Source organism: Mesorhizobium sp. W016 (assembly GCF_054719485.1).
This window is the reverse complement of sequence record NZ_JBTTIF010000002.1, coordinates 5,927,727-5,954,573: the sequence shown is the minus strand read 5'-3', so window position 1 is coordinate 5,954,573 and position 26,847 is coordinate 5,927,727. Positions and strand designations below refer to the sequence as shown.

The following is a 26,847-nucleotide window of genomic DNA, read 5'->3' as shown; positions in this document are numbered from 1 at the left end:
CTCGCGGGTTCAGGCGATCATCTGCCCGAAGCGATCGACCTCATCTGAAGTCGTGGCAAAGCTCGTGACGAAGCGATAGAGCAACTCGTCGTCGCCGACATGGCCGTCGAAGCCGTGCGGCCTGTGCCAGTCGTAAAAGGCGGCGCCGAGGGATTGCAGCCTTTCGGCTTCCGCCTTTTTCATCACCGCGAACACCTCGTTGGCCTGCGGCAACCAGGCGAGCTTAGCCGTTGCCGAATCCTCGATCGCAGCCGCCAGGCGCGCGGCCATGGCATTGGCATGACGGGCCATGTCCAGCCACAGGCCGTCCGTGAAGTAGGCGTCGAACTGCGCTGCGATGAAGCGCGACTTGGAGAACAGCTGTGCGGCGCGCTTGCGCAGGAAGGACAGCTCCTTGGCGCGGTCTAGATCGAACAGCACCACCGCTTCGGCGCACCAGCAGCCGTTCTTGGTGCCGCCGAACGAGACGATATCGACGCCGCGCTTCCAGGTCATTTCGGCCGGCGTCGTCTCAAGCGCGACCAATGCGTTGGCAAAACGGGCGCCGTCCATATGCAGCGGCAGGGAAAAGCGTTTGGCGATCTCCGAAATGGTGGAAATGTCGTCGAGCCCGTACACTGTGCCGACTTCGGTCGATTGGGTGATCGAGACGGCCGTCGGGCGTCCCCAATGGACGATTTCGGGTGCGAAACGGGCGACGGCCCGTTCAAGATTGTGCGGGTCGATCTTGCCCAGGGCGCCGTCGACAGCATGGAGACGCGAGCCGCCGCTGAAATATTCCGGCGCGCCGCATTCGTCCTCGATGATGTGCGATTCGCGGTGCGCAAAGGAAATGCCGCCGGGCTTGTTGTAAGCGGCCAGGGACAGCGAGTTGGCCGCCGTGCCGGTAGCGACGAAGAACACCGCGACCTCGCGTTCGAAGATCTCGCTGAAACGCTGGTAGACGGCGCGGTCGAGATCGCCATCGCCATAAGCGGTCGAAAAGCCGCCGGCGTTGGCTGACAGCCCGGCGGCAATGTTGGAATGGACGCCCGCCCAGTTGTCGGATGCAAAGAACATCAGGAAAGTCCCTGTCTGGTTGAGAAAGTCTGGTTGCGACAAGAGCGCGACCATGGCCGTTTCGGGGTTTGACGCGCAAGGGCCAAGGGCTGAAAAAGCGGTAAAGCCAAAGGCGATCACGAAGGAGTGCCGGGACCGAAATTTCGTTTCGACAGCGCCTGACGTAATTTTCTGTCGCCAAACGTCCAAGAATTTGGTGAATTGGTCTTGTGTGCGCCCAGGATTTCTGCCATAAAAATTTAGGACAGTAGTGCTGTCTTATTTTGTCGCACAAGTCAGGCTGGATTGGCGTATCATTTGGGCCACTCCGGCCGTTGCCGCGAGCGACGGGTAGACGGCTCGGCTGTGGCCTGTACGATACCGGATACGAACCGGCGGTGCACCGCACGGTCCGCCAAGGATTTCGAAAAGACGTGCCGCAAGAATGAGAGCGGAAGCCAGTCGCTTCCCAAGGTAGACCAGCGCCCCAAATGCTAGACGTGCAAGGGGCCGGAACGGAGGACAGGACGATGACGGAACTGACGCCATCTGCGATTATCGGCCAGGCCGCGCAGACGAAAGCGGCAGCCGTTAAAAATACCGTTCTGACCAAAGAAGGCCAGACCACCAACGGCCTGACCACCAATGGCATGGCCGCGCAGGGTCTCTACGATCCGCGCAACGAGCATGACGCGTGCGGCGTCGGCTTCATCGTCAACATGAAGAACGTGAAGTCGCACCAGATCGTCAAGGACGGGCTCTTCGTGCTCGAAAACCTGACGCATCGAGGCGCTGTCGGCGCCGATCCGCTCATGGGCGACGGCGCCGGCGTGCTGGTGCAAATCCCCGATCGTTTCTTCCGCGAAGAGATGGCGGCCCAGGGCGTCGAACTGCCGGCGGCAGGCCAATACGGCGTCGGCCACTGGTTCATGCCGCAGGATGCGGCACTGCGCGCCCATATCGAAGAGATCATCGCCGAATCGGCGCAGTCAGAAGGACTGCCGCTGCTCGGCTTTCGCGACGTGCCGGTCGACAATTCATCGCTGTCGAAGGCGCCCGATATCGCGGCCTCCGAACCGTTCCATCGCCAGGTCTTCATCGGCCGCACATCAGACATTCCAGATGACGAGGAATATGAGGCCAGGCTGTACCTGCTGCGCAAGGTGATTTCCGGCCGCATCTACGCCGAGAACAACAACAAGGATATCGGCGCCTACTGTGTGTCGCTATCGGCGCGTACCATTGTCTACAAGGGCATGTTCCTGGCCTACCAGGTCGGCGCCTATTACAAGGATTTGTCGGATCCGCGTTTCGAGACCGCGCTGATCCTCGTCCACCAGCGCTTCTCGACCAACACCTTCCCGTCCTGGAAGCTGGCGCACCCCTACCGCATGGTCGCGCATAATGGCGAGATCAACACGGTGCGCGGCAACAACAACTGGATGGCGGCGCGCCAGGCCTCGGTCGATTCCGAACTGTTCGGCAACAACATCTCCAAGCTGTGGCCGATCTCCTATGACGGCCAGTCCGACACGGCGTGCTTCGACAATGCGCTCGAATTCCTATTCCAGGGCGGCTACAGCCTCAGCCACGCCATGATGATGCTGATCCCGGAAGCCTGGGCCGGCAACAAGCTGATGGATGCCGACCGCAAGGCTTTCTACGAATACCACGCAGCCCTTATGGAGCCGTGGGACGGGCCGGCCGCGGTCGCCTTCACCGACGGTCGCCAGATCGGCGCCACGCTCGACCGCAACGGTCTGCGCCCGGCGCGCTACATCGTCACCGACGACGACCGCGTCATCATGGCGTCAGAGGCCGGCGTGCTGCCGGTGCCGGAGGAGAGGATCGTCAAGAAGTGGCGGCTGCAGCCCGGCCGCATGCTTCTGATCGACCTCGCCAAAGGCCGCATCATTTCCGACGAGGAGATCAAGTCGGAGATCGCCACCAGGCATCCCTACAAGACCTGGCTCAACAACACGCAGCTGATCCTGGAGGATCTGAAGCCGGTCGAGCCGCGCGCGCTGCGCAAGGATGTCAGCCTGCTCGATCGCCAGCAGGCGTTCGGCTACAGCCAGGAAGACACCAAGCTGCTGATGTCGCCGATGGCGACCACCGGCCAGGAAGCGGTGGGTTCGATGGGCACGGACACGCCGATCTCGGCGATGTCGGACAAGTCGAAGCTGCTCTACACCTACTTCAAGCAGAATTTCGCCCAGGTCACCAACCCGCCGATCGACCCGATCCGCGAGGAACTGGTGATGAGCCTGGTGTCCTTCATCGGGCCGCGGCCGAACATCTTCGACCTGGTTGGCAATTCGCGCCGCAAGCGGCTCGAAGTGCGCCAGCCGATCCTGACCAATGGCGATCTGGAAAAGATCCGCTCGATCGGCCACACGGAAGACCGTTTCGACACCAAGACCATCGATATCACCTACGGGTCGAGCGAGGGCGCGTCCGGCATGCAGGGCGCGGTCGAACGTCTGTGCGAGCGGGCGGAAGCCGCTGTCGCCGGCGGCTACAACATCATCATCCTGTCCGACCGCCAGGTCGGTCCCGACCGTATCGCCATTCCGGCACTGCTGGCGACGGCTGCCGTGCACCACCATCTGATCCGCAAGGGTCTGCGCACCGCGGTCGGCCTGGTCGTGGAATCCGGCGAGCCGCGCGAAGTGCATCATTTCTGCTGTCTCGCCGGCTACGGCGCCGAGGCGATCAACCCCTACCTTGCCTTCGATACGCTGCTCGACATGCACAAGCGTGGCGAACTGCCGGCTGAGGTCGACGCCTACGAGGTGGTCTCGCGCTACATCAAGTCGATCGGCAAGGGCATCCTCAAGGTGATGTCGAAGATGGGCATCTCCACCTACCAGTCCTATTGCGGCGCGCAGATATTCGACGCCATCGGGCTGAAGTCGGATTTCGTCGAGAAGTACTTCACCGGCACAGCGACGCTGATCGAAGGTGTCGGCCTGGACGAGGTCGCGGCCGAGACGCTCAGCCGCCACACCGACGGTTTCGGCAACGATCCGGTGCTGCGCAACAGCCTCGAGGTCGGCGGCGAGTACATGTACCGCATGCGCGGCGAAGCCCATATGTGGTCGCCCGACGCCGTCGCCACCTTGCAGCACGCCGTGCGTCAGGGCTCGTGGGAGACGTTCAAGGAGTATTCCGCGCAGATCAACAGCGAGACGGCCCGTGCCCAGACCATACGCGGCCTGTTCAGGATCAAGCTTGCGGAAGAGACCGGCCGCAAGAAGGTGGCGATAGAGGACGTGATGTCGGCGGCCGATATCGTCAAGCGCTTCTCGACAGGGGCGATGTCGTTCGGCTCGATCTCGCGCGAGGCACACACGACGCTGGCGCGCGCCATGAACCAGATCGGCGGCAAGTCGAACACCGGCGAGGGCGGCGAAGAGGCCGACCGCTATCTGCCGCTGCCCGGCGGCAGCAAGAACCCCGAACGTTCGGCGATCAAGCAGGTCGCCTCGGGGCGGTTTGGCGTCACCGCCGAGTATCTCGTCAATTCCGATGTCATGCAGATCAAGGTCGCGCAGGGCGCCAAGCCCGGTGAGGGCGGCCAGCTGCCCGGCCACAAGGTCGACGCCACCATCGCCAAGGTCCGGCACTCGACGCCTGGCGTCGGCCTGATCTCGCCGCCGCCGCATCACGACATCTATTCGATCGAGGATCTGGCGCAGCTGATCTACGATCTGAAGAACGTCAACCCGGCGGCCGATGTCTCGGTAAAGCTGGTGTCGGAAGTCGGTGTCGGCACGGTCGCGGCGGGCGTCGCCAAGGCGCGCGCCGACCACATCACCATCTCCGGCTATGATGGCGGCACCGGCGCGTCGCCGCTGACCTCGCTCAAGCATGCCGGCAGTCCATGGGAAATGGGCCTTGCCGAGACGCACCAGACGCTGGTGCTGAACGGGCTGCGCTCGCGCGTTGCACTGCAGGTCGATGGCGGCTTGCGCACGGGGCGCGACGTCATCATCGGTGCGCTGCTCGGCGCCGACGAGTTCGGCTTCTCGACCGCGCCGCTGATCGCGGCCGGCTGCATCATGATGCGCAAGTGCCACTTGAACACCTGCCCGGTCGGCGTCGCGACGCAGGACCCGGTTCTGCGCAAGCGTTTCAAGGGCACGCCCGAGCATGTCATCAACTTCTTCTTCTATGTTGCGGAAGAGGTGAGGGGGCTGCTGGCCGAGATGGGCTACACCCATCTCGACCAGATCATCGGCGACAGCGACCTGCTGGAAAAGCGCGAGATGATCCAGCATTGGAAGGCGCGTGGGCTCGATTTCGGCAAGATGTTCTTCAAGCCGGACGCGCCGCATGAGGCGGTGCACTGGACCGAACGGCAGAAACACCCGATCGACGATGTACTCGATCGCAAGCTGATCGAACTGGCGAAGCCCGCGCTCGAAAGCAAGCAGCCGGTCAAGATCGAGGTCGACATCCGCAATGTCGATCGCTCCACGGGCGCCATGCTGTCGGGCGAAGTCGCCAAGCGCTTCAGGCACAAGGGCCTGCGCGAGGACACGATCCAGGTGAAGCTGACCGGCACCGCCGGCCAGTCGTTCGGCGCCTTCCTGGCGCGCGGCATCTCGTTCGATCTCGTCGGTGCGGCCAACGACTATGTCGGCAAGGGCCTGTCGGGCGGACGCATCGTCATCCGGCCGCCGGAGGAGTCCAGGATCGTCGCGGCGGAATCGATCATCGTCGGCAACACCGTCCTCTATGGCGCGACCGAGGGCGAGGCCTATTTCGCAGGTGTCGCCGGCGAGCGCTTCGCGGTGCGCAATTCGGGCGTCGCCGCCGTGGTTGAAGGCGTCGGCGATCATGGCTGCGAATACATGACCGGCGGCATCGTCGTCGTCATCGGCCAGACCGGTCGCAACTTCGCTGCCGGCATGTCGGGCGGCGTGGCCTATGTTCTGGATGAGGCCGGCGATTTCGCCGCGCGCTGCAACATGGCGATGGTCGAGCTGGAGCCGGTTCCGGAAGAAGACGATCTGATGGAAAGGCTGCTGCATCATGGCGGTGACCTCGACCACAAGGGTCGCGTCGACGTCTCGGGCGACATGACCACCCATGACGAGGAACGGCTTTACCAGCTTATCTCGAACCACGTCCATTTCACCGGTTCGGTACGCGGCCGCGAGATACTCGACGACTGGACGACCTTCCGGCCGAAATTCCGCAAGATCATGCCGGTCGAATACCGCCGCGCGCTGATCGAGATGGAACGCATGCGCATGGGCGTGGCGGCGGAATAGGTTTTTCGACTTGCCGGGAGGCGCAGGCTTCCCGGCGGAACTTTCAGCGACAGTTTGACCTCGGATGCAAGGTTGCCACGGCTGCCTCAAGGGGTTAACGGGTGCGAAAACCGCACCATCTGGACAGCAGGAACTGGACTATGGGCAAGGTAACAGGCTTTCTCGAAATCGACCGGCAGGTGCACAAGTACCAGCCGGCCTCCGACCGCATCCGGCATTTTCGTGAATTCACGCTGCCGATGTCGGACAAGGAGGTCGAGAAACAGGCGGCGCGCTGCATGGATTGCGGCATCCCGTTCTGCCACGGGCCGACCGGTTGCCCGATCCACAACCAGATCCCGGACTGGAACGACCTCGTCTACAATGGCGACTGGGACAATGCGATCCGCAACCTGCATTCGACCAACAATTTCCCCGAGTTCACCGGCCGCATCTGCCCCGCGCCCTGCGAGGAAGCCTGCACGCTGAACCTCGAGGACATTCCGGTTGCCATCAAGACTGTCGAACAGGCAATCGCCGACAAGGCTTATGAAACCGGCCATATCCGGCCTTATCCGCCAGAGAAGAAGACGGGCAAGCGGGTCGCTGTCATCGGCTCCGGCCCGGCAGGGATGGCGGCGGCGCAGCAGCTTGGCCGCGCCGGCCACGAGGTCAGCGTTTATGAGCGAGAGAGCCGTCCCGGCGGGCTGATGCGCTACGGCATTCCCGACTTCAAGATCGAGAAGCACTATATCGACCGCCGCATCGAGCAGATGCAGGGCGAGGGCGTGACCTTCCATTGCGGCGTCAATGTCGGCGTCGACAAGCCGGTGGCAGAGTTGCTCGCCGGATACGATGCGGTGCTCTATTGCGGCGGTTCGGAATCGCCGCGTCCGGCCAACATTCCGGGCGACGATCTCGGCGGCGTCTATGACGCCATGCCCTATCTGGTGCAGCAGAACCGTCGCGTCGGCGGCGAGCCGATCCAGTCGGTGGCCTGGCCGTCGCATCCGATCATCGCCGGCGGCCAGCATGTCGTCGTCGTCGGCGGCGGCGATACCGCGTCCGACTGCGTCGGCACCGCCTTCCGCCAGGGCGCGGTGCGCGTCACCCAGCTCGACATCCGCCCGCAGCCGCCGGAGAAGGAAGACAAGCTTTCGGTCTGGCCTTACTGGGCGACCAAGATGCGCACCTCGTCCTCACAGGCCGAAGGTGCGGAGCGCGAATTCCAGGTGGCGACGCTCGAATTCATCGGCGAGGACGGCCAACTGACCGGCGTCAAATGCTGCGAAGTCGACGAGAAGCGCAAGCCGATCGCCGGCACCGAATTCGTCATCCGTGCAGACCTCGCCTTCATCGCCATCGGCTTTGCCGGACCGGCTGCCGCCGGCGTCGCGAAAGAGCTGGACGGTGAGATGAAAATCACCACCGACAGCCGCCGTTCCCGCAATGTCGAAGCCAACGATCGCGACTACAAGACCAGCGTCGACAAGCTCTACGCCGCAGGTGATGTGCGCCGCGGCCAGTCGCTGGTTGTGTGGGCGATCCGCGAAGGCCGCCAGGCCGCGCGCTCGATCGATGAAGCGCTGATGGGGTCGACGGTACTGCCGCGTTAACGGTTGATCGCCGTCGTCGTATCCGTCGCGGCAGCGGCCTTGGGCGGCCACGAGAAGTCGTCGGCGCGGCCGGGCGAGGCCTCGGGCGCCTTGCCTTCGAGGATTAGTTTTTCGCCGGGCAGATCCGGATTGGCTTTCGGCGCCGCCGCCGCACCGAGAAGTTCGGTACCGCCGTCGAGCGCCGGATCGTTGAGCAGCATTGGAACGGTGCGGTCGACCACGATCGGGGCGGCGGGCAGCGACGGCGCCTCGACCGGGGCGCCGGCCGGTGCGGCAGCCGTCACCACGCTTCCCGGCGCTGCCAGGCCGAGGATCTTGGCCAGCGGCTTTTCGGTGTAGAAGGCGAGCTTTCGCTTGCCGGCTTTCGAGACGTTGATGCCGTCGTCGGAGCGCAGCCGCACGGCCTGGCCGTTAATGTCGGGGCCGGTCGAGACAAAGGCGCCGTTCTCGTCGACGAACCCATCCCAGACATCGACGAATTCGCCGCCGTTCTTCTCGGCAGCCGAGTGGTAGATGTCGTTGAATGCGAGCATGTCGGAGGTCATCTTCGGCGTCTTGAAGGCTGGCATGCCGACCCACAGATAAGGCACCTTGGTCGCCGCCAGTGCCTTTCCCAAGGCTTCGGTCCGGCGTTCGTATTCCTTGGTCCAGTTCTCGGAGCGCGGCTGCTCGCGCACATCGTTGACGCGCATCTGCTGGCGGTCGTTGGAGCCGAGCATGACGACGACCACGGAGGGTTTTTCGGTCTCGACCAGCGATTTGACCTGTTCGGGCCAATTGTAGACATCATCGCGCACGAAACCCGAAGAACCGTTGGCGCGCTCGACGATCCTGACGTTGGCATTGTCGGCAAAGGCTGTTTCGAGGCCTTCGGCCAGGCCGTTGGCCATGAAATCGCCGATCACCAGAACGACGCGGGCATCCGGTGTCTTCTCGACAATCGGAGCGGAAGGTTCAACGGGTGCACGGGGCTTCTTCTTGACCTTCGGCTTTGCCTTGCGGACGTCGAGCGGCGGCTCGATGCGTTCGCTGCGGCGCGGGAACAGAAGGTCGCGCAGCGACCAGCCGCGGTTCTGCGGTTGTTCCTGCGCCAAAGCCGGTGTGTGGAAACTGCCGGCGAGTCCCGTCGCCAGGACAACGATGGCCAGAACGACGATCGGCAAGCGGAAAACGATCACACGGATACGCGCTGCCGAAACCAAGCACCCTCTCCATCCCTTGGTGCATGGCCCTCGCAGCGGATCATGCACAGACCGATGCTACGGCATCCCTTGCGTCGCAAATGCAAGCTGCCGTCGCTGGCTCTATTTCTTTCTGAGCCATTTGAGCACTTCCATGCTCGGATACCCGTCCTGGGTCAAGCCGACCGTTGCCTGATAGGTCATGATGGCGGTTTTCGTGCCGTCACCGATCTTGCCGTCGAACTTGCCGTCGTAAAGTCCGTGCTGCGAAAGCCGCTTCTGCAACTCCTGCCTTTCCTCGAAGGACAGTTTGGTGAAGGGCCGCTTCCAGTCCTGCACCAGACCATTAGAGCCGGCGATTTCGTCGGCAAGAAGGCCGACGGCCAGGGCATATTTGTCGGCGTTGTTGTAGGCCTTGATGACGGAGAAGTTCTTGATCATCAGGAAGGCCGGTCCGCCGCGGCCGTCCGGCACTTTCAGGGTCGCCTTGTCGGTTGCGTTCTTGAACGGCTTGCCATTGGCCCTGGCGACGCCGAGCGCCTGCCACTGCGCCAATGTCTCCGAGCCGGCCGGCAGTTTGCCCGCCGGAATGGTGACCTCGTAGCCCCAGGTCTTGCCGCCCTGCCAGCCATTCTTCTTCAGCAGATTGGCTGATGTCGCCAACGCATCGGGGATCGAATTCCAGATGTCGCGCTTGCCGTTGCCGTCCATGTCGACGGCATAATGCTGGTAGCTGGTCGGGATGAACTGGGTCTGGCCCATGGCGCCGGCCCAGGAGCCCATCAGGTGGCTTTCGTCGATGTCGCCGGTCTGCAGGATTTTCAGCGCGGCGACCAATTGGGTGCGGGCGAATTTCGAACGCTTCGGGTCGCCATAGGCGAGGGTTGCCAGCGAGCGGATGACATTGCGCATGATGTCGTCGCGCTTGAGGATCTCGCCATAATTCGATTCCATCGACCAGATGGCGAGCAGGATGTAGCGGTCGACGCCGAACCTCGCCTCGATCCGTTCCAGCCACGGCTTCCATTTCTTGGCCATCTGCTGGCCGACGGCAACGGACTGGTCGTGGACGCGGTTGTCGAAATAGTCCCAGGCAGGTGCGGTGAATTCGGGCTGGGTGCGTGCCTTTTCCAGCACCACCGGGTCGGGCTCATTGATGCCCCGGAACGCTCGGTCGTAGACCCCGCCGGAAACGCCGCCCGCCACGGCCGTGGCGCGGAAGCCGGCGACCCATTGCCGAAAACCGGCATCGGCGAAGGCCGGTCCGGCCGGCATCAGCAAGGCGAGCGAGAGGCTGGCCGCCGTCAGCACGCTGGTAAAGAGTTTTGCGGCACTGCGAACGGACATATTTTCCCCTTTCTCTATCTCAGGAAAGACCATTCATCGCCGAACCGGGTTAGCAATTGGTTTACCATAGGCGGCGCCTGGAACGAAAAGACACCTGGATGCTTTACCGGTTGATGTTTCCCTCAATGGCCCGATAATCCACAATTCCGGCGCGAAAATGTCGCGAGGCCGGGCACGCCCTCAAACGGATAATTGACGCATGAAGCGAGTTCGCAAGGCAGTTTTCCCGGTCGCCGGTCTCGGCACACGGTTTCTCCCGGCCACCAAGGCCATTCCCAAGGAGATGCTGACCGTCGTCGACCGGCCGGTCATCCAGTATGTCGTCGATGAGGCGCGCGAGGCCGGCATCGAACATTTCATCTTCGTCACCGGCCGCAACAAGGCGGTCATAGAAGACCATTTCGATATCCAGTTCGAGCTCTATGATACGCTGGCACAGCGCGGCAAGGACGATCAGCTGGCCCGCTTGCAGCGGCTGCAGCCGGCGCCGGGGCAGACCTCGTTCACCCGCCAGCAGGTGCCGATGGGGCTCGGCCACGCCGTCTGGTGCGCCCGCGAACTGGTCGGCGATGAACCCTTCGCGCTGTTGCTGCCCGACATGATCATGCAGTCGGAGAAGAGCTGCACGAAGGCCATGGTCGAGCTCTACGAGGAGACGGGCAACAACATCATCGCCGTACAGGAATGCGATCCGGCCGAGACCCACAAATATGGCATTGTCGGCCGCGGCGAGGACACGCATCACGGCTTCCGCATCACCGAGATGGTCGAAAAGCCGAAGACCGGCACCGCGCCGTCCAATCTCTACATCAACGGCCGCTACATCCTGCAGCCCGAGATTTTCAAGATCCTCGAAAGCCAGGAAAAGGGCGCCGGCAACGAGATCCAGCTCACCGACGCGATGCTGAAGCTGGAAAAGCAGCAGCCCTTCTTTGGCTACCACTTTCAGGGCCGCACCTTCGATTGCGGCTCGCCGGAAGGCTTCGTCGAGGCCAATGTCGCCTTCGCGCTGTGGCGCAGCGACATGAACGAGAACATGGCCGGCGTCATCCGCACGCTGCTCGATGAGATGAAGCCGTCCGAGCGTCGCGGCGCTGCTTTTTAGCTACCGCTGCAGCTTCAGCCCCAAATAGATGCTGTTGGCGGTGTAGTTGCGCCCGGGCAGATTGCTGGTCAGCTTTTCGGTGCGGGCGCGGCTGGTGAGGCCGACATAGCGGTTCAGCCACCAGGTCAGCCCGGCCTCTGCACTCAGCGTCATGTCATGGCCGTCGGAGCCGGTGTAATTGCGCCAGTCGAGCCCAAGGGCTGCGTTGCCGGTCAGGTCGGCGCGGATCTGCCGCTCGCCGGTGAGGCGGCCGGAATAGAGGATGTCGCCGCTCTTACCGGCATTCGTCGTGCCTTCGACCGTGGTTCGCCCGGTGAGGCCGATGATGGTACCGCGCTCGGGCGACCATTTGAGGTCGGCATTGATGGTGGCTCCCGAAATCGCCTCCAGGTTCTTGTCGTCGATCGCCTCCCTCAGCCAGCCGGCCGAGAACTCACCCTTGAGCTTCTCGCCCATGTCGACTTCGATACCGGCGCGCGCGCCAAGCCGGGTCGAAGAGCGCTCGAAGCCCTTGTTGTCGATCCGTTGGTCATATACCCGGCGGCCGAGCTCAATCTCAGCAAAGGGCGTCAGAGCCGGGGAAATTTCATAGCCGGTCCGCAACGTTGCGGTGTAGAGCGTGTTGTCCTGGTCCTTCTGCGACAGCGAGGTGCCATCGGTAAGTTCGGCATCGCCATAGATGTCGTGGGAGACGGCGCCGGTCAGCGCAAAGCGCATCTTGCCGACGTCCTTCTCGACGCCGAGGCTGCCGTCGACCGTCTGGCGGATCGGCTGCGATTTGACGCCGGCAATGGCGTCGGGCGCGGAGGCCGATTCCGGTGCAATCTCGTAGCCGAGCTTGGCGATGGCGCGCAGTTCATTGTCGAGGTCGACATTGTACGTGCCTTGGATACGGCCGCGTGCCTCATTGATCTTCTGGCCCGAAATGGTGTTGCGGAAATTACCGTAGCCGTCGATGACCGCCGAATTCTCGCGCCAATCGGAGGCGGCGGAGAAACGCAGCGCCGTTTCGGACAGCACCGCCGACTTGCCGCCAGCGCTGGAATCGGCGTTCGACGTGACGGCAACGCCCTGCTCGAGCGCCGGCCGCAGCAGGAACGAGCCGACCTTGATGCCGGTTGCCGCGTACGGGTCGTCCTCGAGCTTCTTCTTCAGGCCCTCGATGGCGTCGGTGCGCTCGGCGCCGGGGTCGAGCTTTCGTCGGTCGACGCCGTCGACGGTGAGGACACGGCGGTTGGCTATGTCCTGATCGGCGTCGCCTGCCGCAGTGCCGTCCGGAGTCGTTCCGGTGGTGGTCTGGTCCGTGGCTTTGCCAGGCTTCTTCTTGTCGGCAGCCTTGGTTTTGTCCTTGGCCTTGTCTGCATCCGCGTCGGCGCGTTGCTTTGCCGTCGACGGGCGGCGTGGCAGGACGGTTGGCGGCTTGTCGGCGAACGAATCGTCGATGGTCGCCGGCGGGTCGAAAATGCTGTTTGCGCCGGCCTGTGACGGGTCGGTGTCATCAGGCAAGGCGCCATCGCTGGCCGGCACATAAGCGGTTGGCGTGTTTCCCGTGGGGGCGGTGTCGGCAGGGGCGGGCTTGACCTGCGTGTTGGCCTTGCTCAATTGCCTGGCCCGGCGCTGCTGGTCGGACAGGATCGCCGATTCCGAAACTTCGCCGCGCAGCTCGGTCTCCTGGGCATGAAGCGCAGTTGGCCGCAGCAAAGCGAGCACGCTCGTCGCCAGAAGCAGAGCGCAAAACGCTCTGCCCGTTCGACCTTTTTTCTCTTGAGGTTGGGCCCGCGACATCGTCACCACTGCTTGCGCGGCGCAAGCGCGCCATACTTACCGAACCGTAAACGGGGATGGTTAACGGAGGGTTGAAGGGGTGCCTGTCGGACATGGCTGGACGGCAATTCTGTTGGACAGGCGAACGGCAAAGCGCTAATCGCATCAGCCATGCATGCGGGATCCCAAGAAAAGAAGCCTTTGGAGGCTTCGATCGCCTCGGCGCTGAGAACGGTAGCCACGGAACAGGCCGGCGTGGCGGCATTGGCCGCCGCGCTGGAGAACGAACTGGCCGAACCTTTCGCCCGCGCCGTCGACATGGTGTCGCGCATCAATGGCCGCGTCATAGTCACCGGCGTCGGCAAAAGCGGCCATATCGGCACTAAGATCGCGGCCAGTCTGGCTTCGACCGGCACGCCTGCCTTCTTCGTCCATCCGGCGGAGGCCAATCATGGCGACCTTGGCATGATCGCCAGAGACGATGCCATCATCGCCATGTCATGGTCCGGCGAGAGCAGAGAATTGATGGGCATCGTCGCCTATTCCAGGCGCTTCTCGATCCCGCTGATTGCGATTACCGCGGGCGCGGCCTCGGCGCTGGCGCGCGCGGCCGACGTGGTGCTGCTCCTGCCGTCCGTGCCGGAAGCCTGCCCGCACGGCCTGGCGCCGACGACATCGACCCTGCTGCAACTGGTGGTCGGCGATGCGCTGGCTATCGCGCTGCTCGAAGCGCGCGGCTTCACGCCCGACCATTTCCGCACATTCCACCCCGGCGGCCAGCTCGGCGCCAATCTCACGCAGATCCACGAGATCATGCATGTCGGCGAAAGGCTGCCGCTGGTGGCTTCCGGCACGGGCATGCGCGAGGCGATCCTCGAATTGTCGAACAAGGGCTTCGGCTGCGTGGCGATCGCGACGGCGGATGGCGCGTTGGTGGGCATCATCACCGATGGCGACATCAGGCGTCACATCGGCAGCAATCTCATGGAAATGAGCGTCGATCAGGTGATGACGAAAAAGCCGAAGACGGCCACACCGGACACGCTGGTGGCGACGGCGCTGCAGATTATCAACAATTCGGCCATTACGAGCCTGATGGTGGTCGAAGGCAGGCGGCTCGTGGGACTGGTTCATCTGCACGACCTGCTGCGCATCGGCGCCGCCTGAAAAAATCAAAGGACGCGTCGCGTTCGGGAAGCCCTAGGCGACGCGGCCTGATTTTCCGGATCGAAAGCGCCATGCGCTTTCGAAATGTCAAACTGCCTCGACGGTCAGTTCCAGATCGGTGTCGGCCGAACTGACGACGCGCACCTGCGTGCCGGCCGGCAGGTCGGGACCGGAGACGCGCCACAGTGTGTCGCCGAGTTTGATGCGGCCGCGACCGTCCTTGATCGGCTCGGCCAGCGTTGCCATCCTGCCGACCAACTGCGCGCCGCGCCGGTTGAGCAGCGGCTGGTCGCTAGGGGTATTACGCCCACCAACCAGCTTCTTTCCGGCAAAGGCCGAGACCAGCGACAGGGCCAGGAAGGCGAGGACCTGGACTTCCCAGGCCCAGAAGCTTGCGTCCCAGACGAGCAGGGAAATCACACCGATCACCAATGCGGCGATGCCGATCCACAGCATGAATATTCCTGGCGCGATGACCTCCATCACCAGGAGGACGAAGCCCAGAACCATCCAGTTCCACGGACCAAGTTCGGAAATGATGCGGTCGAACATGGGAGTGCGCTCCTATGATCTCAGTTCTCAGCTAGCCTCAATTCTCGCTTGGGCGAACCACCGGAGGGCGGGCGGCCTGCCTGGCGGCGCCGGCGGTGCCTTCGCTGCGGAACACCTCCCTGGCGATCTCGCTTATGCCACCGAGCGTGCCGATCAGCGCCGAGGCTTCCATCGGCATCAGCACGACCTTGCTGTTGTTGGCGGTGCCGATCTTGCCCATCGCTTCAGTGTATTTCAGCGCCACGAAGTAGTTGAGTGCCTGCACGTCGCCCTTGGAGATGGCTTCCGATACAACCTGGGTGGCTCGCGCTTCGGCTTCGGCCGAGCGTTCGCGCGCCTCGGCGTCGCGGAAGGCGGCTTCCTTGCGGCCCTCGGCCTCGAGGATCTGCGACTGCTTGAGGCCTTCGGCGGCGAGGATCTGCGCACGCTTGTTGCGTTCGGCGGTCATCTGACGGCCCATCGATTCGATGAGGTTGGCCGGCGGATTGATGTCCTTGATCTCGACGCGGGTGATCTTGATGCCCCACGGATGCGCCGCTTCGTCGACGACGCGCAGCAGCCGTTCGTTGATGGCGTCGCGGTTCGACAGCAGTTCGTCGAGGTCCATCGAACCCATGACGGTACGGATGTTGGTCATCGTCAAATTGAGGATGGCGTTCTCCAGGCCGGCGACCTGGTAGGCGGCCTGGGCCGCATTGAGGATCTGGTAGAAGGCGATGCCGTCGACGCCCACAATGGCGTTGTCGCGCGTGATGATTTCCTGGCTCGGAACGTCGAGCACCTGCTCCATCATGTTCATCTTGGCGCCGATTCGGTCGACGAACGGCACGATCAGGTTGAGGCCGGGGCTTAGTGTTTTGGTGTAACGACCAAAGCGCTCCACCGTATAATTATAGCCTTGCGGGATTGTCCGGATGCCTTTGATAAGAAGCACCAATACCAGAAAGGCAAGCGCACCAATCGCAATACCGAAACCACTGAAGTCCATTTGAATCTCCCTCAGATGCCGGCCATGGCGTTGATTCCATGCAACCGACTTCACCAAACACTTAGGTGTGTTTCAATAATGTTACAATCAGGTGATCGTTGATTATTAGTGCATGGAATAGCGCAACTGCGGCGATCGATCGCGCAACGTGGCGGCCTCAGACCCAGCCCGACAGCTCGCGCCGCACCATCGCCTCGATCACCGCCATGCCTTCTGCACTGTCGTTGAGGCACGGGATGTGGGCGAATTTCTCGCCGCCGGCGTGATGGAAGGTCTCGGCCGCCTCGCGGCCGATTTCGTCCAGCGTCTCGATGCAGTCGACGGAAAAGCCTGGGTTGACGATGGCGATCGATTTCACGCCGTCCTTCGCCAGTTTCTCGACCGTCTTGTCGGTGTAGGGCTGCAGCCATTCCTGGGCGCCGAAGCGCGACTGGAAGGTGATGATCAGCTTCTTTTCATCCCACCCCAGTCGTTCACGCAACAGCCGTGTCGTCTTCTGGCAATGGCAGTGATAGGGATCGCCCTTCTCGAAATAGGGCTTCGGGATGCCGTGATAGGAGGTGATGACCACCTCGGGCTCGAAGTCTAGCGTTGCCAGATGCCGTTCGATCGAATGGGCGAGCGCCTCGATGTAGACCGGCTCGTCATAGTAGGGCGGAACACTGCGCACGGCAGGCGCGCGGCGCATCTTCATCAAGGCGCGAAACAGCTGGTCGTTGGCGGTCGCGGTGGTGGTCGCGGAGTATTGCGGGTAGAGTGGGAACGACAGGATGCGGTCGCAGCCTTGCTCGACCAGCCTTTGAGCGACGCTCGCGGTCGAGGGGTTGCCGTAGCGCATCGCCCAGTCGACCACGACATCGGGTAGGTCGATGAGCGCTGCGGCCAGCTTTTCGCCCTGCGCCCGGGTGTAGGTGCGCAGCGGCGACTCGTTCCTCTCGCGGTTCCATATCCTGGCGTAATTGGCGCCGGACTTGTTCGGTCTCGTGGTCAGCACCAAGCCGTAGAGGATCGGATACCAGATCGCCTTGTTGAGCTCGATGACCCGCGGATCGGACAGGAATTCGCGGAGATAGCGCCACATCGGCTTGAAATCGGTGCCGTCCGGCGTGCCGAGATTGACCAACATGACGCCGATCTTGCCTGCCTTTACCGGCGGATGTCCGGCCGGTAGCGGGTCGAGCGCTTTCGCGGCTTTGGGGTCGACAGGCGTGGAAAGCGTCATGAAGGTCTCCCGACACCGCGAAAACCGACGATGTCGGGCGAACCTAGCGATGCGGAGCAAGTTTTCAATGCTGCGTCTGGCCGCACCTTACCTTGAAAGCCAAAAACCCGTCCGGTTACCCGGACGGGTTTTGCTGGTCGTGAGTGCGAAGCGAGGTTACTTCGCCGGAATGGTCAAGGTCGCGCCGACAGGAAGCCGGCGTGGTTCGTAGCCTTTGTTGGCCTCGGAGATCACCTTCCACTTGGCGCCGTCGCCGTAGGCCTTCTTGGCGAGATCCCAATAGGTATCGCCGGCGACGATGACATGGCTGGCTTCGGCCGGGGCGGCGTCAGCCGGCTTTGCCGGAGCAGGTGCGGCTTCGGCCGGTTTTGCCGGTTCGGCCGGAGCCGGCGTTGCCGGGGCGGTTTCCGCCGGGACAGTCGGCGGCGTGGTGGTGATGTCGCCGGAGCCTGCCGGCAATGCGGGCATCGCCGGCTCCGCCGGTGCAGCCTCGGCCGGTTTTGCCGGTTCCGCTGGAGCAGGTGCCGGTTCGGCTGGTTTTGCCGGCTCGGCGGCCGGGGCAGCCGCTACGGTTGCGGCAACCTCGGTGATGCGGCCGTCGAGCTTGGGCGTGTAGGGCCGGTGCGCGGCGAGATAGTCGGCGACCACCTGTTCGAGGCCCGGGCCGTAATCATAGGCGTTCTTGGCCTTCTCGGCGAAGACCTTGTAGCCGTCGCCGCCCTGGCGGACATAATTGTTGGTGGCGACCAGATAGTCCTTGTCCGGGTTGATCGGCGCCCAGGCGCCGCCTTCCATCACCTCGACCGACTTGACGCGGCCGGCATTGGGCGCGACCGACTTGTCGAAGGAGTATTTCAGACCTGCCACCTGCGGGAAGCGGCCGCCGCCGTCCTCGACTTGGCTGACGCCGTTTTCCAGCCCGGCGACCAGATCCTTGCCGGAAATCTGGAAGGTCGCCAGCGTGTTCTGGAACGGCAGCACGGTCAGCACCTCGCCCATGGTGACGGTGCCCTTGTCGATCGAAGCACGCAGGCCGCCGCCATTCGAGACGACGATCTCGACGCCCTGTCCCTTGACGCGGTCGAGGATGGCGTCGGAGACGAGGTTGCCCATCGCGCATTCCTTGGTGCGGCAGCTTTCGCGGCTGCCGTCGATGGCCTCGGTGGTCTCGGCCACTTCCTTGTTCTTCAGCGCCTCGATCGGCGCGCCAAGCTCCTTGATGCGGGCAAGAACGGCCGGATCGGGAGTGATCGACTTGTCGAGGAAGATCGGGTCGCCGCTGGCTTCCTTGACGTTGCCATTGTCGTCGAACACGACCTTGAATTCGCCGAGATATTTCGAATAGGACGCGGCCTGCACGACAGGCACCTTGGAGCCGTCGGGGTTGTCGACCATCGTCGGGTAGGGGCCTTCAGCCTTCGGGTCGGTGTTGGACAGAAGCGAATGGCTGTGGCCGCCGACCACCACATCGATGCCCGGGATCTTGGCGATGACATCGCGCTCGCGCCTGTAGCCGATATGGGTGACGGCAATGATCTTGTTGACGCCTTGCGCCTTCAGCTTCTCGACCTCGGCGGTGATCGACTTGACGTCGTCCTCGATGGTAATGTTGGGGCCGGGAGAGGCGAGTTCCGGCGTGTCGTTGGTCACGGCGCCGACAATGCCGATCTTCTGGCCGCCGACCTCAAGCACAATCGACGGCTTGATCTTGCCTGCGGCGCCGGACTTGTCGTTGGGCACGACATTGGCGCTGACGATCGGGAACTTCGCCTTGTCGAGATAAGGCACCAGCGCGCTCTCGCCATCGTCGAATTCGTGGTTGCCGAGCGTCACCGCGTCGGGCTTGATCTGATTGAGGAATTCCTCCTCCGCCGTGCCCTTGTAGGTGATGTAGAACAGCGATCCCTGAAAGCTGTCGCCGGCATTGAGCAGCAGCACGTTCTGGCCTTCGAGCTTCTTGCGCTCCTGTGCGATCGCGGTGACCAGCCGGCCGGCGCCGCCGATGCACTCACCCTTGGTCTCTTCCTCGGCCGAGCAGGTCGACTCGTATTTGTTGTTGCCTTCGATGCGGCTGTGCCAATCGTTGAAATGCAGGATGTTCAACGTGTAATCGGCAAAGGATGGTGCGGCCGACAGGCCGAGTGTCGAGGCAGAGAGGGCGGCAATGGCGGCGAGCTTCTTCATCTTCGTCTCCCGGATATGATCAAAGGCGTTTAACGCTCTTGCCCGACTGCAGGATAACAGCCAGCATTTCGGGTATGTTCACATCGCGGTTGTGGCGATGCAAGAAGAATCAGGGCGGATAACCGGCATCGGTTTGCCGGCATAAAAAAGGCGGCGGCATCGCGCCGCCGCCATCCGCAAAGCCGCATGGGAAAGGTTCAGCCGCGCCTGGTCAGCACGAAGTTCTGCCCGGCGGAGCTGGTGCAATTCAGCTGGTTTATGGACACCAGCAGGCAGTTGAAAGCGATTGGCTGCTGTCGGATCAGCGAGGTTCCGTTGATCTCGACCGAGGTGGCGCCGGTCTTGGTGTAGCTGCCGTCAGCGAATTTCTCACCGGTCTCCGCCGAAACGGTGGTGAAGACGCCGCCGTTCAATGTCGAGACCGCCTTGCCTTCGGCGTTCAGCCATGAGCCTTCGACGCCTCGCGCCTGCGATGAGATCGGTGGCCCGTCGGAGCCGCCGGTGGTGCAGGCGGCAAGCATCGTCGCAAGAACGCCCGCCGCGCCCGCAGAAAGAATTTTGCGCGCAATCGTCATATCAAATCCTCTCCTGACGCATCGGCCCAATCGTCAAACGACGTTTTGGGGAACACGATGTGCGTGGCCTCAAGTTTCCAGAGCCGTCCCTCGTGCGTCCAAATGGATGCACACTGCTCTCGTCCGCATCCCTTCAATCGCCCGATTTCCGGGCGATTGCAAGGCAGTGAGGCAGGGGTATGGAACCGCTATCGAACGAGGATGTTGCGGAATTGCCACGGGTCGCTTTTGTCGAGGTCTTCGGGAAACAGGCCCGGACGGTTATCGAGCGGCGTCCAGTCGGTGTAGTAGCCCTTGACCGGTCCGAGATACTGGGACTGCACTTCTAGGCAGCGCTTGTAGTCCATCTCGTCGGCCTCGACGATGCCGGCTTCCGGGTTTTCCAGCGCCCAGACCATGCCGGCGAGCACGGCCGAGGTGACCTGCATGCCGGTAGCGTTCTGGTAGGGCGCCAGCTTGCGGGCTTCGGCCAGCGACAGCTGCGAACCGTACCAGTAGGCGTTCTTGGCATGGCCGTAGAGCAGCACGCCAAGCTCGTCGACGCCGTCGACCAGCTCGTTTTCGTCGAGCACATGGTGGACCGGCTGCGGCTTGCCGGCAGCGCCGAACATTTCGTGGAGTGACAACACGGCGTCGTTGCAGGGGTGATAGGCATAGTGGCAGGTCGGGCGGTATTGGACCTTGCCCTTCTTACCGCGCACGGTGAAGAAGTCGGCGATCGAGATCGCCTCATTATGCGTCACCAGGAAACCGTATTGCGCGCCCGGCGTCGGGCACCAGGAGCGCACGCGGGTGTTGGCGCCGGGCTGTTCGAGATAGATCGCAGCCTTGGAGCCATGCTTGTGCTCCTTGCCGTTCTTCGGCATCCATCTCTCATGCGTGCCCCAGCCGAGCTCGGCCGGCTGCAGCCCTTCCGAGATGAAACCTTCGACCGACCAGGTGTTCCAGAACACGTTCATCGGCTTCGGCTTCTTGGTGCGCTGGGTGTCGCGCTCGGCGATGTGGATGCCCTTGACGCCGGCCTTCTTCATCAGCTTCGCCCAGCCGTCACGGTCGTCCTGCGCGGGTTCGGAAAACTCGAGGCCGAGGTCGCCGGCAAGGTTCAGCAGCGCCTGCTTGACGAACCACGAGACCATGCCCGGATTGGCGCCACAGGTCGAAACCGCGGTAGCGCCGCCGGGCTTGTCGTGCTTCTCCTTGATCAAGGCTTCGCGCAGCGCGTAGTTGGTGCGGCTGGCATTGTCGGCCTTGGCGTCGAAATAGAAGCCGAGCCACGGCTCGACGACGGTGTCGATGTAGAGCACGCCGAGCTTGCGGCAGAGCCGCATCAGGTCGACCGAGCCGGTATCGACCGACAGATTGATGCAAAAGCCCTGGCCGCCACCATTGGTCAAAAGCGGCGTCAGCAGTTTCTTGTAGTTTTTCTCGGTCACGTGCTCCTGCACGAAGGCGATGCCGCGCTCGTCGAGCAGCTTGCGGTCGGTGTCGAGCGGGTCGATGACCGTCATGCGCGACTTGTCGAATTTGAAATGGCGCTCGATCAGAGGCAGCGTTCCCCGTCCGATCGAACCAAAGCCGATCATCACGACAGGGCCGGTGATTTCACCGTAAACGGGCCAGTTTTCATTCGCCATTTTATCGAGCACTCCTTCAAGCAACGCGCCAAAACGGCCGTTCGACTGCCGCGCGACAAACCATAGATCATTGTCACAATAAAGCGAAAAGCAGGGATAAGGTTAGTTCCCGACGGCGCAGATGCGCGCCTACGGTTCGAGCAGTTTCGCGAATTCCGGTGTGAACAGCGCTTGTGCTTCGGAGACCGGCATTTCAACGAGATCGTCGCCGCAAGCCTGGATGACGTTGGGCAAACCTTGCAGCCCGAAGACCAGAACCTGCCTGTCGCCATCGCGCTTCAGGCTGGCGCCTAGATAGTCGCTGATCAAATCGTCGATGCCGCATTCGGCCTCGTAATCCACCTCGGTCTGGTCGCTTGGCTTCTTGCGGTTTTCCCTGACGAAGGCGGCCAGCGAGGGGCCTGGCTTGCCGTCGCCCGTATCGGAAAACATGTCCTGAAGGGTAAGCAAGGCGCCACGGCGCACGTCCATGACATAGGCGTCGGAATAGTTGTTCGGATGCGCACCGCCGCAATAGAGGCTGCCGGATTCCGACCAGCTCATCAGCTTCGGCGTCAATGACGTCACTTTGGACGTCGTGTCTTCGTAGCCGCCAAGCGAATCGTCATCCATGCCCTCCATCGGTGGTCCATCGTGGAAGCCGACGTATTGCAGCGCCGCGCAGGTCAAGGCGCTGAGGCTGTCATGCCAATGGCGGTTCTGCAGCAAGGCATTGGCGGCTTCGATCGGCGCACTGCCGGCGAGATCGACGATGCGCGGCCTGGCGAATTGGGGTGCGCGGATCGGTGACATAGTTGTAGGCTGCATCCGGCCAACCTTCCTTGGCGTCTGCCTTGGGCGCGAAATCCAGCTTGAGATAGTCGTAGGGCGATGCCGCCATGGTGATCGGCGCATCGTCGCCCGAGAATGTCATGTCGGTGAAATCATAGAGATCGCGTGGCGTCGTCGCCGGCGTCTCCGTCTGGGCACGGCTGGCGATCCTTGTCAGCTTCAGCGGCAGGGTCTTTTTGGCCGTCCAGATGCCTTCCAGCGTCTTGCCCTTGTCGGCGGAACTCAACCGCCAGACGGCGCCGATGGGTGGAGCCTGGCCGTCGCCGCACTTCTTGGCATCGCAGGCTTCTTCCTCGGCCAATTGAAAGGTGGCGCCCTTGCTCGACTTCGCCTGCAGAGGAATATCGACGCCCTTGGAACGGTAGAAATAGCGCGCCGCCAGTGCCTCTCCAGCCGTCGCCGGATCACCGGTAAACTCGACGACGATGTCGATGTTGCCGAGCTTCCCCGCATAGGTCACCGGTTCCGCATGCGCTGTTGCCGGCAACGCCAGGAATGCACCGAGCAGGACGGCTAGCTTCAGAACATGTCGGACCATCGTCACTCCTGAGCCATGGTTTGCAGGCGTTGCACCAGCCGGTCACGGTCTGATGTCATCCCCTTGTAGTCGAGTTGAGCCTCATCCAGCGCCTGCAATTGCGCCGCGAAAGAGGCGGCAAGCGTTGCCCGGTCGGGATGCCGCGCCAGCACTTTCAACGGGTCGAGATGGATGCGGATGGTGAACAGGATGTCGCGCGAGACGGACAGTTTGCGCAGCGTCTGGCGCTCGACGCGGATGAAGGCGTGGGCGTTTACGTCGCCGTCGGGAAATCGCGAGGGGCGCCTGGTGGCACGGTCGATGCGCTCGACATTGGAGAGCGGATGATAGAGCGCGTCGTCGGCCTGGATCGACCAGTTGAAGCGTTCGACAGCCTGACCCTGCAGGCCGTCGAACATGCGGTTGATGAGCTCGGCCGGCCTGGTGCCCGGACCGAAGCCCGGCACCGGTGCGTGGATCTGCTGCAGCGGCCGGCCGAATTTCTCGACCAGCGACCAGGATGACGGGAAACACAGCGAGCCGGCGGCGAGCCGCCAGCCGGTGTCGTCACGGCGCATCAGGATCAGGTCTTCCTGGACGAGCAGCGACGCTGCGACCAGCGGGGCATCGGGGAAGGTGGCGTCAGAGTCGGCTTTGGCGCCAATGACCTCAACCCCGGCATTGGTGCGCCGGTACATCCCGGGAAATCTCGACAGCAGATGTGCTTCGAGGAGGCCGCGCACTTCGCGCTGGGCGTCGCGCGTGCCGTCTTCCTCGACAAACACCTTGTCGGGAATTTCGGCATACAGCCGGCGCTTTTCGGCGAGATGGTCGAAGAGATACCGGTCGACCTCGATCCACTTGTCGAGTTCGAGCGGCTTCAGCCCGATGGTGAAGAGCTTTGAGGAGCCATCATAGGGCGTGTGCGTGGGCTGACGAGAATTCATGCTTCGCTAGAAAGTGTCCAATGCCGGCGGTTATTCTCGCAGCCGCTTCGTATCAGGCCAATGTTGCCGGGATCAAGCCGCGCAGAGAATTGCCGACGAACAGTGTTTTGGCGGATTTCAACTCGTCATAGCTGTAGATCGCCTCTTGGGCGCGGCCTTCGTCCAGCAGCTCGGCGCGCAATACGCCAGGCAGCAGGCCGCAGTCGAGCCTGGGTGTCATCAGCATGCCATCACCGAAATCGGCGAAGACGTTGGTGATGGTGCCTTCGCAGATTTCGCTGCGCTCATTTGCGAGCAACACTTCGTCGGCCTGGGTGATCAGATATTCGGAGCGGGCGTGGGTGTAGATCTGTCGCCGGCTGGTCTTGTGGCGCAGCAGCGCGTCCGAGGAAGAGAGCCGGACCCGCGCCAGTCGCAGCCGCCAGACCTTGTCGGCGGCGAACGGCTCATAGGGCTGGACCGAGGCGGTCACTTCGCCATTGCGCTGCAGGGCGAGCCGGGTGCGCAGCGCCGTCTGCTGCGCCCCGATAGTATTCGCCAGCACCTCGCCGATCGGCTGCGGATCGCAGGCAAAGCCGAGTTCTTCCGCCGAGCCGTAAAGGCGCGCGAGATGGCGTTCGAAGCGCAGAAAGCCCTGGCCGGGCTCCCAGCGCATCGTCTCGATCAGCTCGAAATCGGCGGTGTCCCCGTCGCGAAGCGCGCCTTCAGCAGACACTCCTGATACTCCTCTTGCGCCGTCGAATCGAAGACGACGCCGCCGCCGACATTGTAAACGGCCTCGCCACTGGAAAAGAGCGATATGGTGCGGATCGCCACCGAAAAGCGCATCATGCCGGCAGGCGCGATCCAGCCGATGGCGCCGCAATAGACGTCGCGCGGTGTCTCTTCCAGCTCGTGCAGGATTTCCATGGCGCGGATTTTCGGCGCGCCGGTGATCGAGCCACAGGGAAACAGCGCGCCAAAGATTTGGCGGATGCCGAGATCAGGCAGAAGCTTCGCCCGCACACGGCTCACCATCTGATGGACGGTCGGGTAGCTCTCGATGCGGAACAGTTCCGGCACTTCCAGCGTGCCGACCTCGCTGATCAGCGAGATGTCATTGCGCAGGAGATCGACGATCATTCGGTTCTCGGCCTGGTTCTTTTCGTCGCTGCGCAAGAAGGACTTCAACCGCGCGTCCTCGGCCTTGGTCGCGCCGCGCGGTGCGGTACCCTTCATCGGATGGGTTTCGATCATGCCTTCGGCATTGATCTCGAAGAACAGCTCGGGCGAACGCGACAAGACGATGGGATCGCCGAGCGAAATCAGCGCGCCATACTTGACCGGCTGGCGTCCTGTCAGTGCGTCGAAGGCAGCAAGCGGATCGCCCGACCATTGGGCACGGACCGGAAAGGTCAGGTTGCCTTGGTAGCAATCGCCCTTGCGGATGTGGTCGTGAAGGCGCGCGAAGCGTTGGGCGTAGTCCTGAGCGGACCAACTGGCCTTGGCGTCGAAGATGGGGCCATTGGTGGCCGGCGCATCGTTGCGCGGCACGGCCTCTTCGACCGGAGCATCGAACACACCCAGACAAACCAGTGGCGCGCGCCGGCCTTCAGGCAGCAGCGGCACCAGTTTCGGTTCGAGCAGATAGCCCGCTTCGTAGGAGAAATAGCCGGCCAGCCATTTGCCGGCATCGCTCGCCGCCTGCGCGGCCACCAGCGCCGGCAGAAAATCCTTGGCATCATAGGCAATGATGATGTCGGCCTGGTGGTCGAAGACCAACTGACGGCCGCTTTCATCGTTGCGGAAAATGGCAGAGGGCAGGGGCATGGGGCTCGGGTGCTGCGGTCGATGACGCCAGAACCGCTCTATATGGGGGCCGGGCGGCGTGCAATCGAGGGAGCGGCGTCGCAGGGCGCAAAGACAGTGGCGAATGCAAAAACAAAGACGGCGCCCGAGAGCGCCGCCTTCTGGTTATGTTGCCGATGACAGATCAGCTGTTGTTGGCGGTCCCGGCGCTCGGGAATTGTCGTGCGAACTCCTTTTCGTCGCCGGCGGCAAGCAGCTTGGCCTGCTCGACCCACTTTTCGCGAGCGATGCGGCCGTCGAAATTCAGCGTGTCCTCGATGCGCTTGACATCGGTCGCGGTCCAGCCGGCGATCTGCGCGTAGGTCGTGACGCCAAGGCCCTTGAGCAGTTTGTCGTTGACCGGGCCGATACCGATCAGGCGGCGCAGATTGTCGGCCTTCCCAGCTGCCGGGGCGGCCTTCTTCGGGACGGCGGCGGGCTTTGAAGCCGCGGCTTTGGGCGCGGCCTTGGCGGCGGCAGGTTTGCTGGCCGCTGGTTTTGCGTCCGCGGATTTGGCCGCAGCTGGTTTGGCCGCGGCGGGTTTGGCGGGGGCCGGTTTCGCGGCCGGGGCGGACTTGGCCGTTGCCGCTGTCGACACCAGCGCGGCCGGCGCCGAACTGGAAGGCTTGGCGGATGGAGCCGATGTTTCACGCAGCCGGCGTTCGAGATCGGCGCGGGTCTTGCCGCAGGCGTCGAGTTCGCCGGTCAGGCGGTCGGCGTCGGCGCGCAGTCTGTCCCGCTCGCTGCGGGTGCGGTCGAGATCGCCGCGCAGGCTGTCAAGTTCGCCGCGCAGCCGGCCCCAGATAAACCAGCCAACCAACACACCTACAAGGAACGCCAGGACAATGTAAAAGAAGGTCATCGTCTCTCTCCAGTCGGATCCGTCCGCCGCCGTCCCAAGTCATGACCTTGGCAGATCGGATCATCCAATGTGGTTCGGCGGCTCAGGGAACAGCCGGTCTGTCGTCGAGTGTCGGCGTTCGGCTTTGCCGCCCATTGCCAACCGTCGCTGTCGCATTCGTCAGACCGCTGCCATGGGCCGGGATGCTGTCCGGCCTTAAGCCGCGCGCCCGGCTGAGCTTCGGTCGGAA

At 63.0% G+C, this 26,847-nt stretch carries 20 protein-coding genes; 4 read left to right on the top strand and 16 right to left on the bottom strand.

What is annotated here, in order from left to right:
• Window positions 1–9 precede the first annotated feature (9 nt).
• On the bottom strand, window positions 10–1,059 hold the full coding sequence (locus tag ACYG9V_RS29145) for a threonine aldolase family protein (RefSeq protein ID WP_023728416.1): 1,050 nt from the start codon (window positions 1,057–1,059) through the stop codon (window positions 10–12).
• Between the two features lie 509 nt (window positions 1,060–1,568).
• Here ACYG9V_RS29145 and gltB point away from each other — a divergent pair.
• Together gltB and ACYG9V_RS29135 are read left to right on the top strand one after the other, a co-directional pair.
• Complete coding sequence (gene gltB / locus ACYG9V_RS29140; RefSeq protein ID WP_352762506.1) at window positions 1,569–6,320, top strand: glutamate synthase large subunit; 4,752 nt, start codon at window positions 1,569–1,571, stop codon at window positions 6,318–6,320.
• 140 nt (window positions 6,321–6,460) lie between these two features.
• The gene (locus tag ACYG9V_RS29135) at window positions 6,461–7,915 is read left to right on the top strand and encodes a glutamate synthase subunit beta (protein WP_023671207.1); all 1,455 of its coding nucleotides are present in this window, start codon (window positions 6,461–6,463) and stop codon (window positions 7,913–7,915) included.
• Here ACYG9V_RS29135 and ACYG9V_RS29130 read toward each other — a convergent pair.
• Window positions 7,912–9,117, bottom strand: coding sequence for an SGNH/GDSL hydrolase family protein (locus tag ACYG9V_RS29130; protein WP_352762503.1), 1,206 nt, complete (start codon window positions 9,115–9,117; stop codon window positions 7,912–7,914). The genes ACYG9V_RS29135 and ACYG9V_RS29130 overlap by 4 nt on opposite strands.
• A 102-nt stretch (window positions 9,118–9,219) precedes the next feature.
• Entirely contained in the window at window positions 9,220–10,443 is a 1,224-nt protein-coding gene (locus ACYG9V_RS29125; RefSeq protein WP_352762501.1) for a lytic murein transglycosylase, read from the bottom strand.
• A 199-nt stretch (window positions 10,444–10,642) separates the two neighbouring features.
• Here ACYG9V_RS29125 and galU point away from each other — a divergent pair, with 199 nt between their 5' ends.
• Entirely contained in the window at window positions 10,643–11,548 is a 906-nt protein-coding gene (galU, locus tag ACYG9V_RS29120; protein WP_023671956.1) for a UTP--glucose-1-phosphate uridylyltransferase GalU, read from the top strand.
• Here the strand turns inward: galU and ACYG9V_RS29115 are convergent, their stop codons facing one another.
• Entirely contained in the window at window positions 11,549–13,333 is a 1,785-nt protein-coding gene (locus tag ACYG9V_RS29115) for an outer membrane beta-barrel protein (protein WP_031201344.1), read from the bottom strand.
• 150 nt (window positions 13,334–13,483) lie between these two features.
• Between ACYG9V_RS29115 and ACYG9V_RS29110 the strand changes: the two genes are divergently transcribed.
• Window positions 13,484–14,479 (top strand): KpsF/GutQ family sugar-phosphate isomerase, encoded by a 996-nt coding sequence (locus tag ACYG9V_RS29110; RefSeq protein WP_023671954.1) that lies wholly within the window; start codon window positions 13,484–13,486, stop codon window positions 14,477–14,479.
• Window positions 14,480–14,566: 87 nt separating this feature from the next.
• Here the strand turns inward: ACYG9V_RS29110 and ACYG9V_RS29105 are convergent, their stop codons facing one another.
• The 12 genes from ACYG9V_RS29105 to ACYG9V_RS29050 all read right to left on the bottom strand — a co-directional run bounded on the left by ACYG9V_RS29105 (window position 14,567) and on the right by ACYG9V_RS29050 (window position 26,618).
• Entirely contained in the window at window positions 14,567–15,031 is a 465-nt protein-coding gene (locus ACYG9V_RS29105; RefSeq protein ID WP_023671953.1) for an NfeD family protein, read from the bottom strand.
• Window positions 15,032–15,068: 37 nt separating this feature from the next.
• Window positions 15,069–16,019 (bottom strand): SPFH domain-containing protein, encoded by a 951-nt coding sequence (locus ACYG9V_RS29100; protein ID WP_023671952.1) that lies wholly within the window; start codon window positions 16,017–16,019, stop codon window positions 15,069–15,071.
• A gap of 157 nt (window positions 16,020–16,176) precedes the next feature.
• Entirely contained in the window at window positions 16,177–17,241 is a 1,065-nt protein-coding gene (hemH, locus tag ACYG9V_RS29095) for a ferrochelatase (RefSeq protein WP_023683248.1), read from the bottom strand.
• Between the two features lie 156 nt (window positions 17,242–17,397).
• On the bottom strand, window positions 17,398–19,425 hold the full coding sequence (locus ACYG9V_RS29090) for a bifunctional metallophosphatase/5'-nucleotidase (RefSeq protein WP_023671950.1): 2,028 nt from the start codon (window positions 19,423–19,425) through the stop codon (window positions 17,398–17,400).
• A gap of 197 nt (window positions 19,426–19,622) precedes the next feature.
• The gene (locus ACYG9V_RS29085; protein WP_023671949.1) at window positions 19,623–20,000 is read right to left on the bottom strand and encodes a hypothetical protein; all 378 of its coding nucleotides are present in this window, start codon (window positions 19,998–20,000) and stop codon (window positions 19,623–19,625) included.
• A 188-nt stretch (window positions 20,001–20,188) separates the two neighbouring features.
• On the bottom strand, window positions 20,189–21,634 hold the full coding sequence (locus ACYG9V_RS29080) for a homospermidine synthase (protein WP_023691759.1): 1,446 nt from the start codon (window positions 21,632–21,634) through the stop codon (window positions 20,189–20,191).
• Between the two features lie 129 nt (window positions 21,635–21,763).
• The gene (locus ACYG9V_RS29075; protein WP_352762499.1) at window positions 21,764–22,342 is read right to left on the bottom strand and encodes a hypothetical protein; all 579 of its coding nucleotides are present in this window, start codon (window positions 22,340–22,342) and stop codon (window positions 21,764–21,766) included.
• The gene (locus tag ACYG9V_RS29070) at window positions 22,317–23,003 is read right to left on the bottom strand and encodes a hypothetical protein (protein ID WP_352762497.1); all 687 of its coding nucleotides are present in this window, start codon (window positions 23,001–23,003) and stop codon (window positions 22,317–22,319) included. Before ACYG9V_RS29070 ends, ACYG9V_RS29075 begins: the two co-directional genes overlap by 26 nt.
• 2 nt (window positions 23,004–23,005) lie before the next feature.
• Entirely contained in the window at window positions 23,006–23,929 is a 924-nt protein-coding gene (locus tag ACYG9V_RS29065) for a heme-dependent oxidative N-demethylase family protein (RefSeq protein WP_023671946.1), read from the bottom strand.
• Between the two features lie 52 nt (window positions 23,930–23,981).
• Entirely contained in the window at window positions 23,982–24,644 is a 663-nt protein-coding gene (locus ACYG9V_RS29060; protein ID WP_031201292.1) for an aminotransferase class IV family protein, read from the bottom strand.
• Window positions 24,593–25,738 carry an aminodeoxychorismate synthase component I gene (locus ACYG9V_RS29055; protein WP_352762495.1) on the bottom strand — a complete coding sequence of 382 codons (1,146 nt, stop codon included), beginning with the start codon at window positions 25,736–25,738 and terminating at the stop codon, window positions 24,593–24,595. The genes ACYG9V_RS29060 and ACYG9V_RS29055 overlap by 52 nt, the downstream gene beginning before the upstream one ends.
• Before the next feature lie 163 nt (window positions 25,739–25,901).
• Window positions 25,902–26,618 (bottom strand): protein in NADH-ubiquinone oxidoreductase complex, encoded by a 717-nt coding sequence (locus ACYG9V_RS29050; protein WP_023704007.1) that lies wholly within the window; start codon window positions 26,616–26,618, stop codon window positions 25,902–25,904.
• Window positions 26,619–26,847 lie beyond the last annotated feature (229 nt).

Coding starts and splice junctions, on each gene's coding strand:
- ACYG9V_RS29100 (WP_023671952.1), bottom strand. CDS start 16,019: ATGGACTTCAGTGGTTTCGGTATTGCGATTGGTGCGCTTGCCTTTCTG.
- ACYG9V_RS29145 (WP_023728416.1), bottom strand. CDS start 1,059: ATGTTCTTTGCATCCGACAACTGGGCGGGCGTCCATTCCAACATTGCC.
- ACYG9V_RS29090 (WP_023671950.1), bottom strand. CDS start 19,425: ATGAAGAAGCTCGCCGCCATTGCCGCCCTCTCTGCCTCGACACTCGGC.
- ACYG9V_RS29080 (WP_023691759.1), bottom strand. CDS start 21,634: ATGGCGAATGAAAACTGGCCCGTTTACGGTGAAATCACCGGCCCTGTC.
- ACYG9V_RS29115 (WP_031201344.1), bottom strand. CDS start 13,333: ATGTCGCGGGCCCAACCTCAAGAGAAAAAAGGTCGAACGGGCAGAGCG.
- ACYG9V_RS29110 (WP_023671954.1), top strand. CDS start 13,484: ATGCATGCGGGATCCCAAGAAAAGAAGCCTTTGGAGGCTTCGATCGCC.
- hemH (WP_023683248.1), bottom strand. CDS start 17,241: ATGACGCTTTCCACGCCTGTCGACCCCAAAGCCGCGAAAGCGCTCGAC.
- ACYG9V_RS29085 (WP_023671949.1), bottom strand. CDS start 20,000: ATGACGATTGCGCGCAAAATTCTTTCTGCGGGCGCGGCGGGCGTTCTT.
- ACYG9V_RS29050 (WP_023704007.1), bottom strand. CDS start 26,618: ATGACCTTCTTTTACATTGTCCTGGCGTTCCTTGTAGGTGTGTTGGTT.
- galU (WP_023671956.1), top strand. CDS start 10,643: ATGAAGCGAGTTCGCAAGGCAGTTTTCCCGGTCGCCGGTCTCGGCACA.
- ACYG9V_RS29065 (WP_023671946.1), bottom strand. CDS start 23,929: ATGAATTCTCGTCAGCCCACGCACACGCCCTATGATGGCTCCTCAAAG.
- ACYG9V_RS29055 (WP_352762495.1), bottom strand. CDS start 25,738: ATGCCCCTGCCCTCTGCCATTTTCCGCAACGATGAAAGCGGCCGTCAG.
- ACYG9V_RS29125 (WP_352762501.1), bottom strand. CDS start 10,443: ATGTCCGTTCGCAGTGCCGCAAAACTCTTTACCAGCGTGCTGACGGCG.
- gltB (WP_352762506.1), top strand. CDS start 1,569: ATGACGGAACTGACGCCATCTGCGATTATCGGCCAGGCCGCGCAGACG.
- ACYG9V_RS29105 (WP_023671953.1), bottom strand. CDS start 15,031: ATGTTCGACCGCATCATTTCCGAACTTGGTCCGTGGAACTGGATGGTT.
- ACYG9V_RS29135 (WP_023671207.1), top strand. CDS start 6,461: ATGGGCAAGGTAACAGGCTTTCTCGAAATCGACCGGCAGGTGCACAAG.
- ACYG9V_RS29070 (WP_352762497.1), bottom strand. CDS start 23,003: ATGGTCCGACATGTTCTGAAGCTAGCCGTCCTGCTCGGTGCATTCCTG.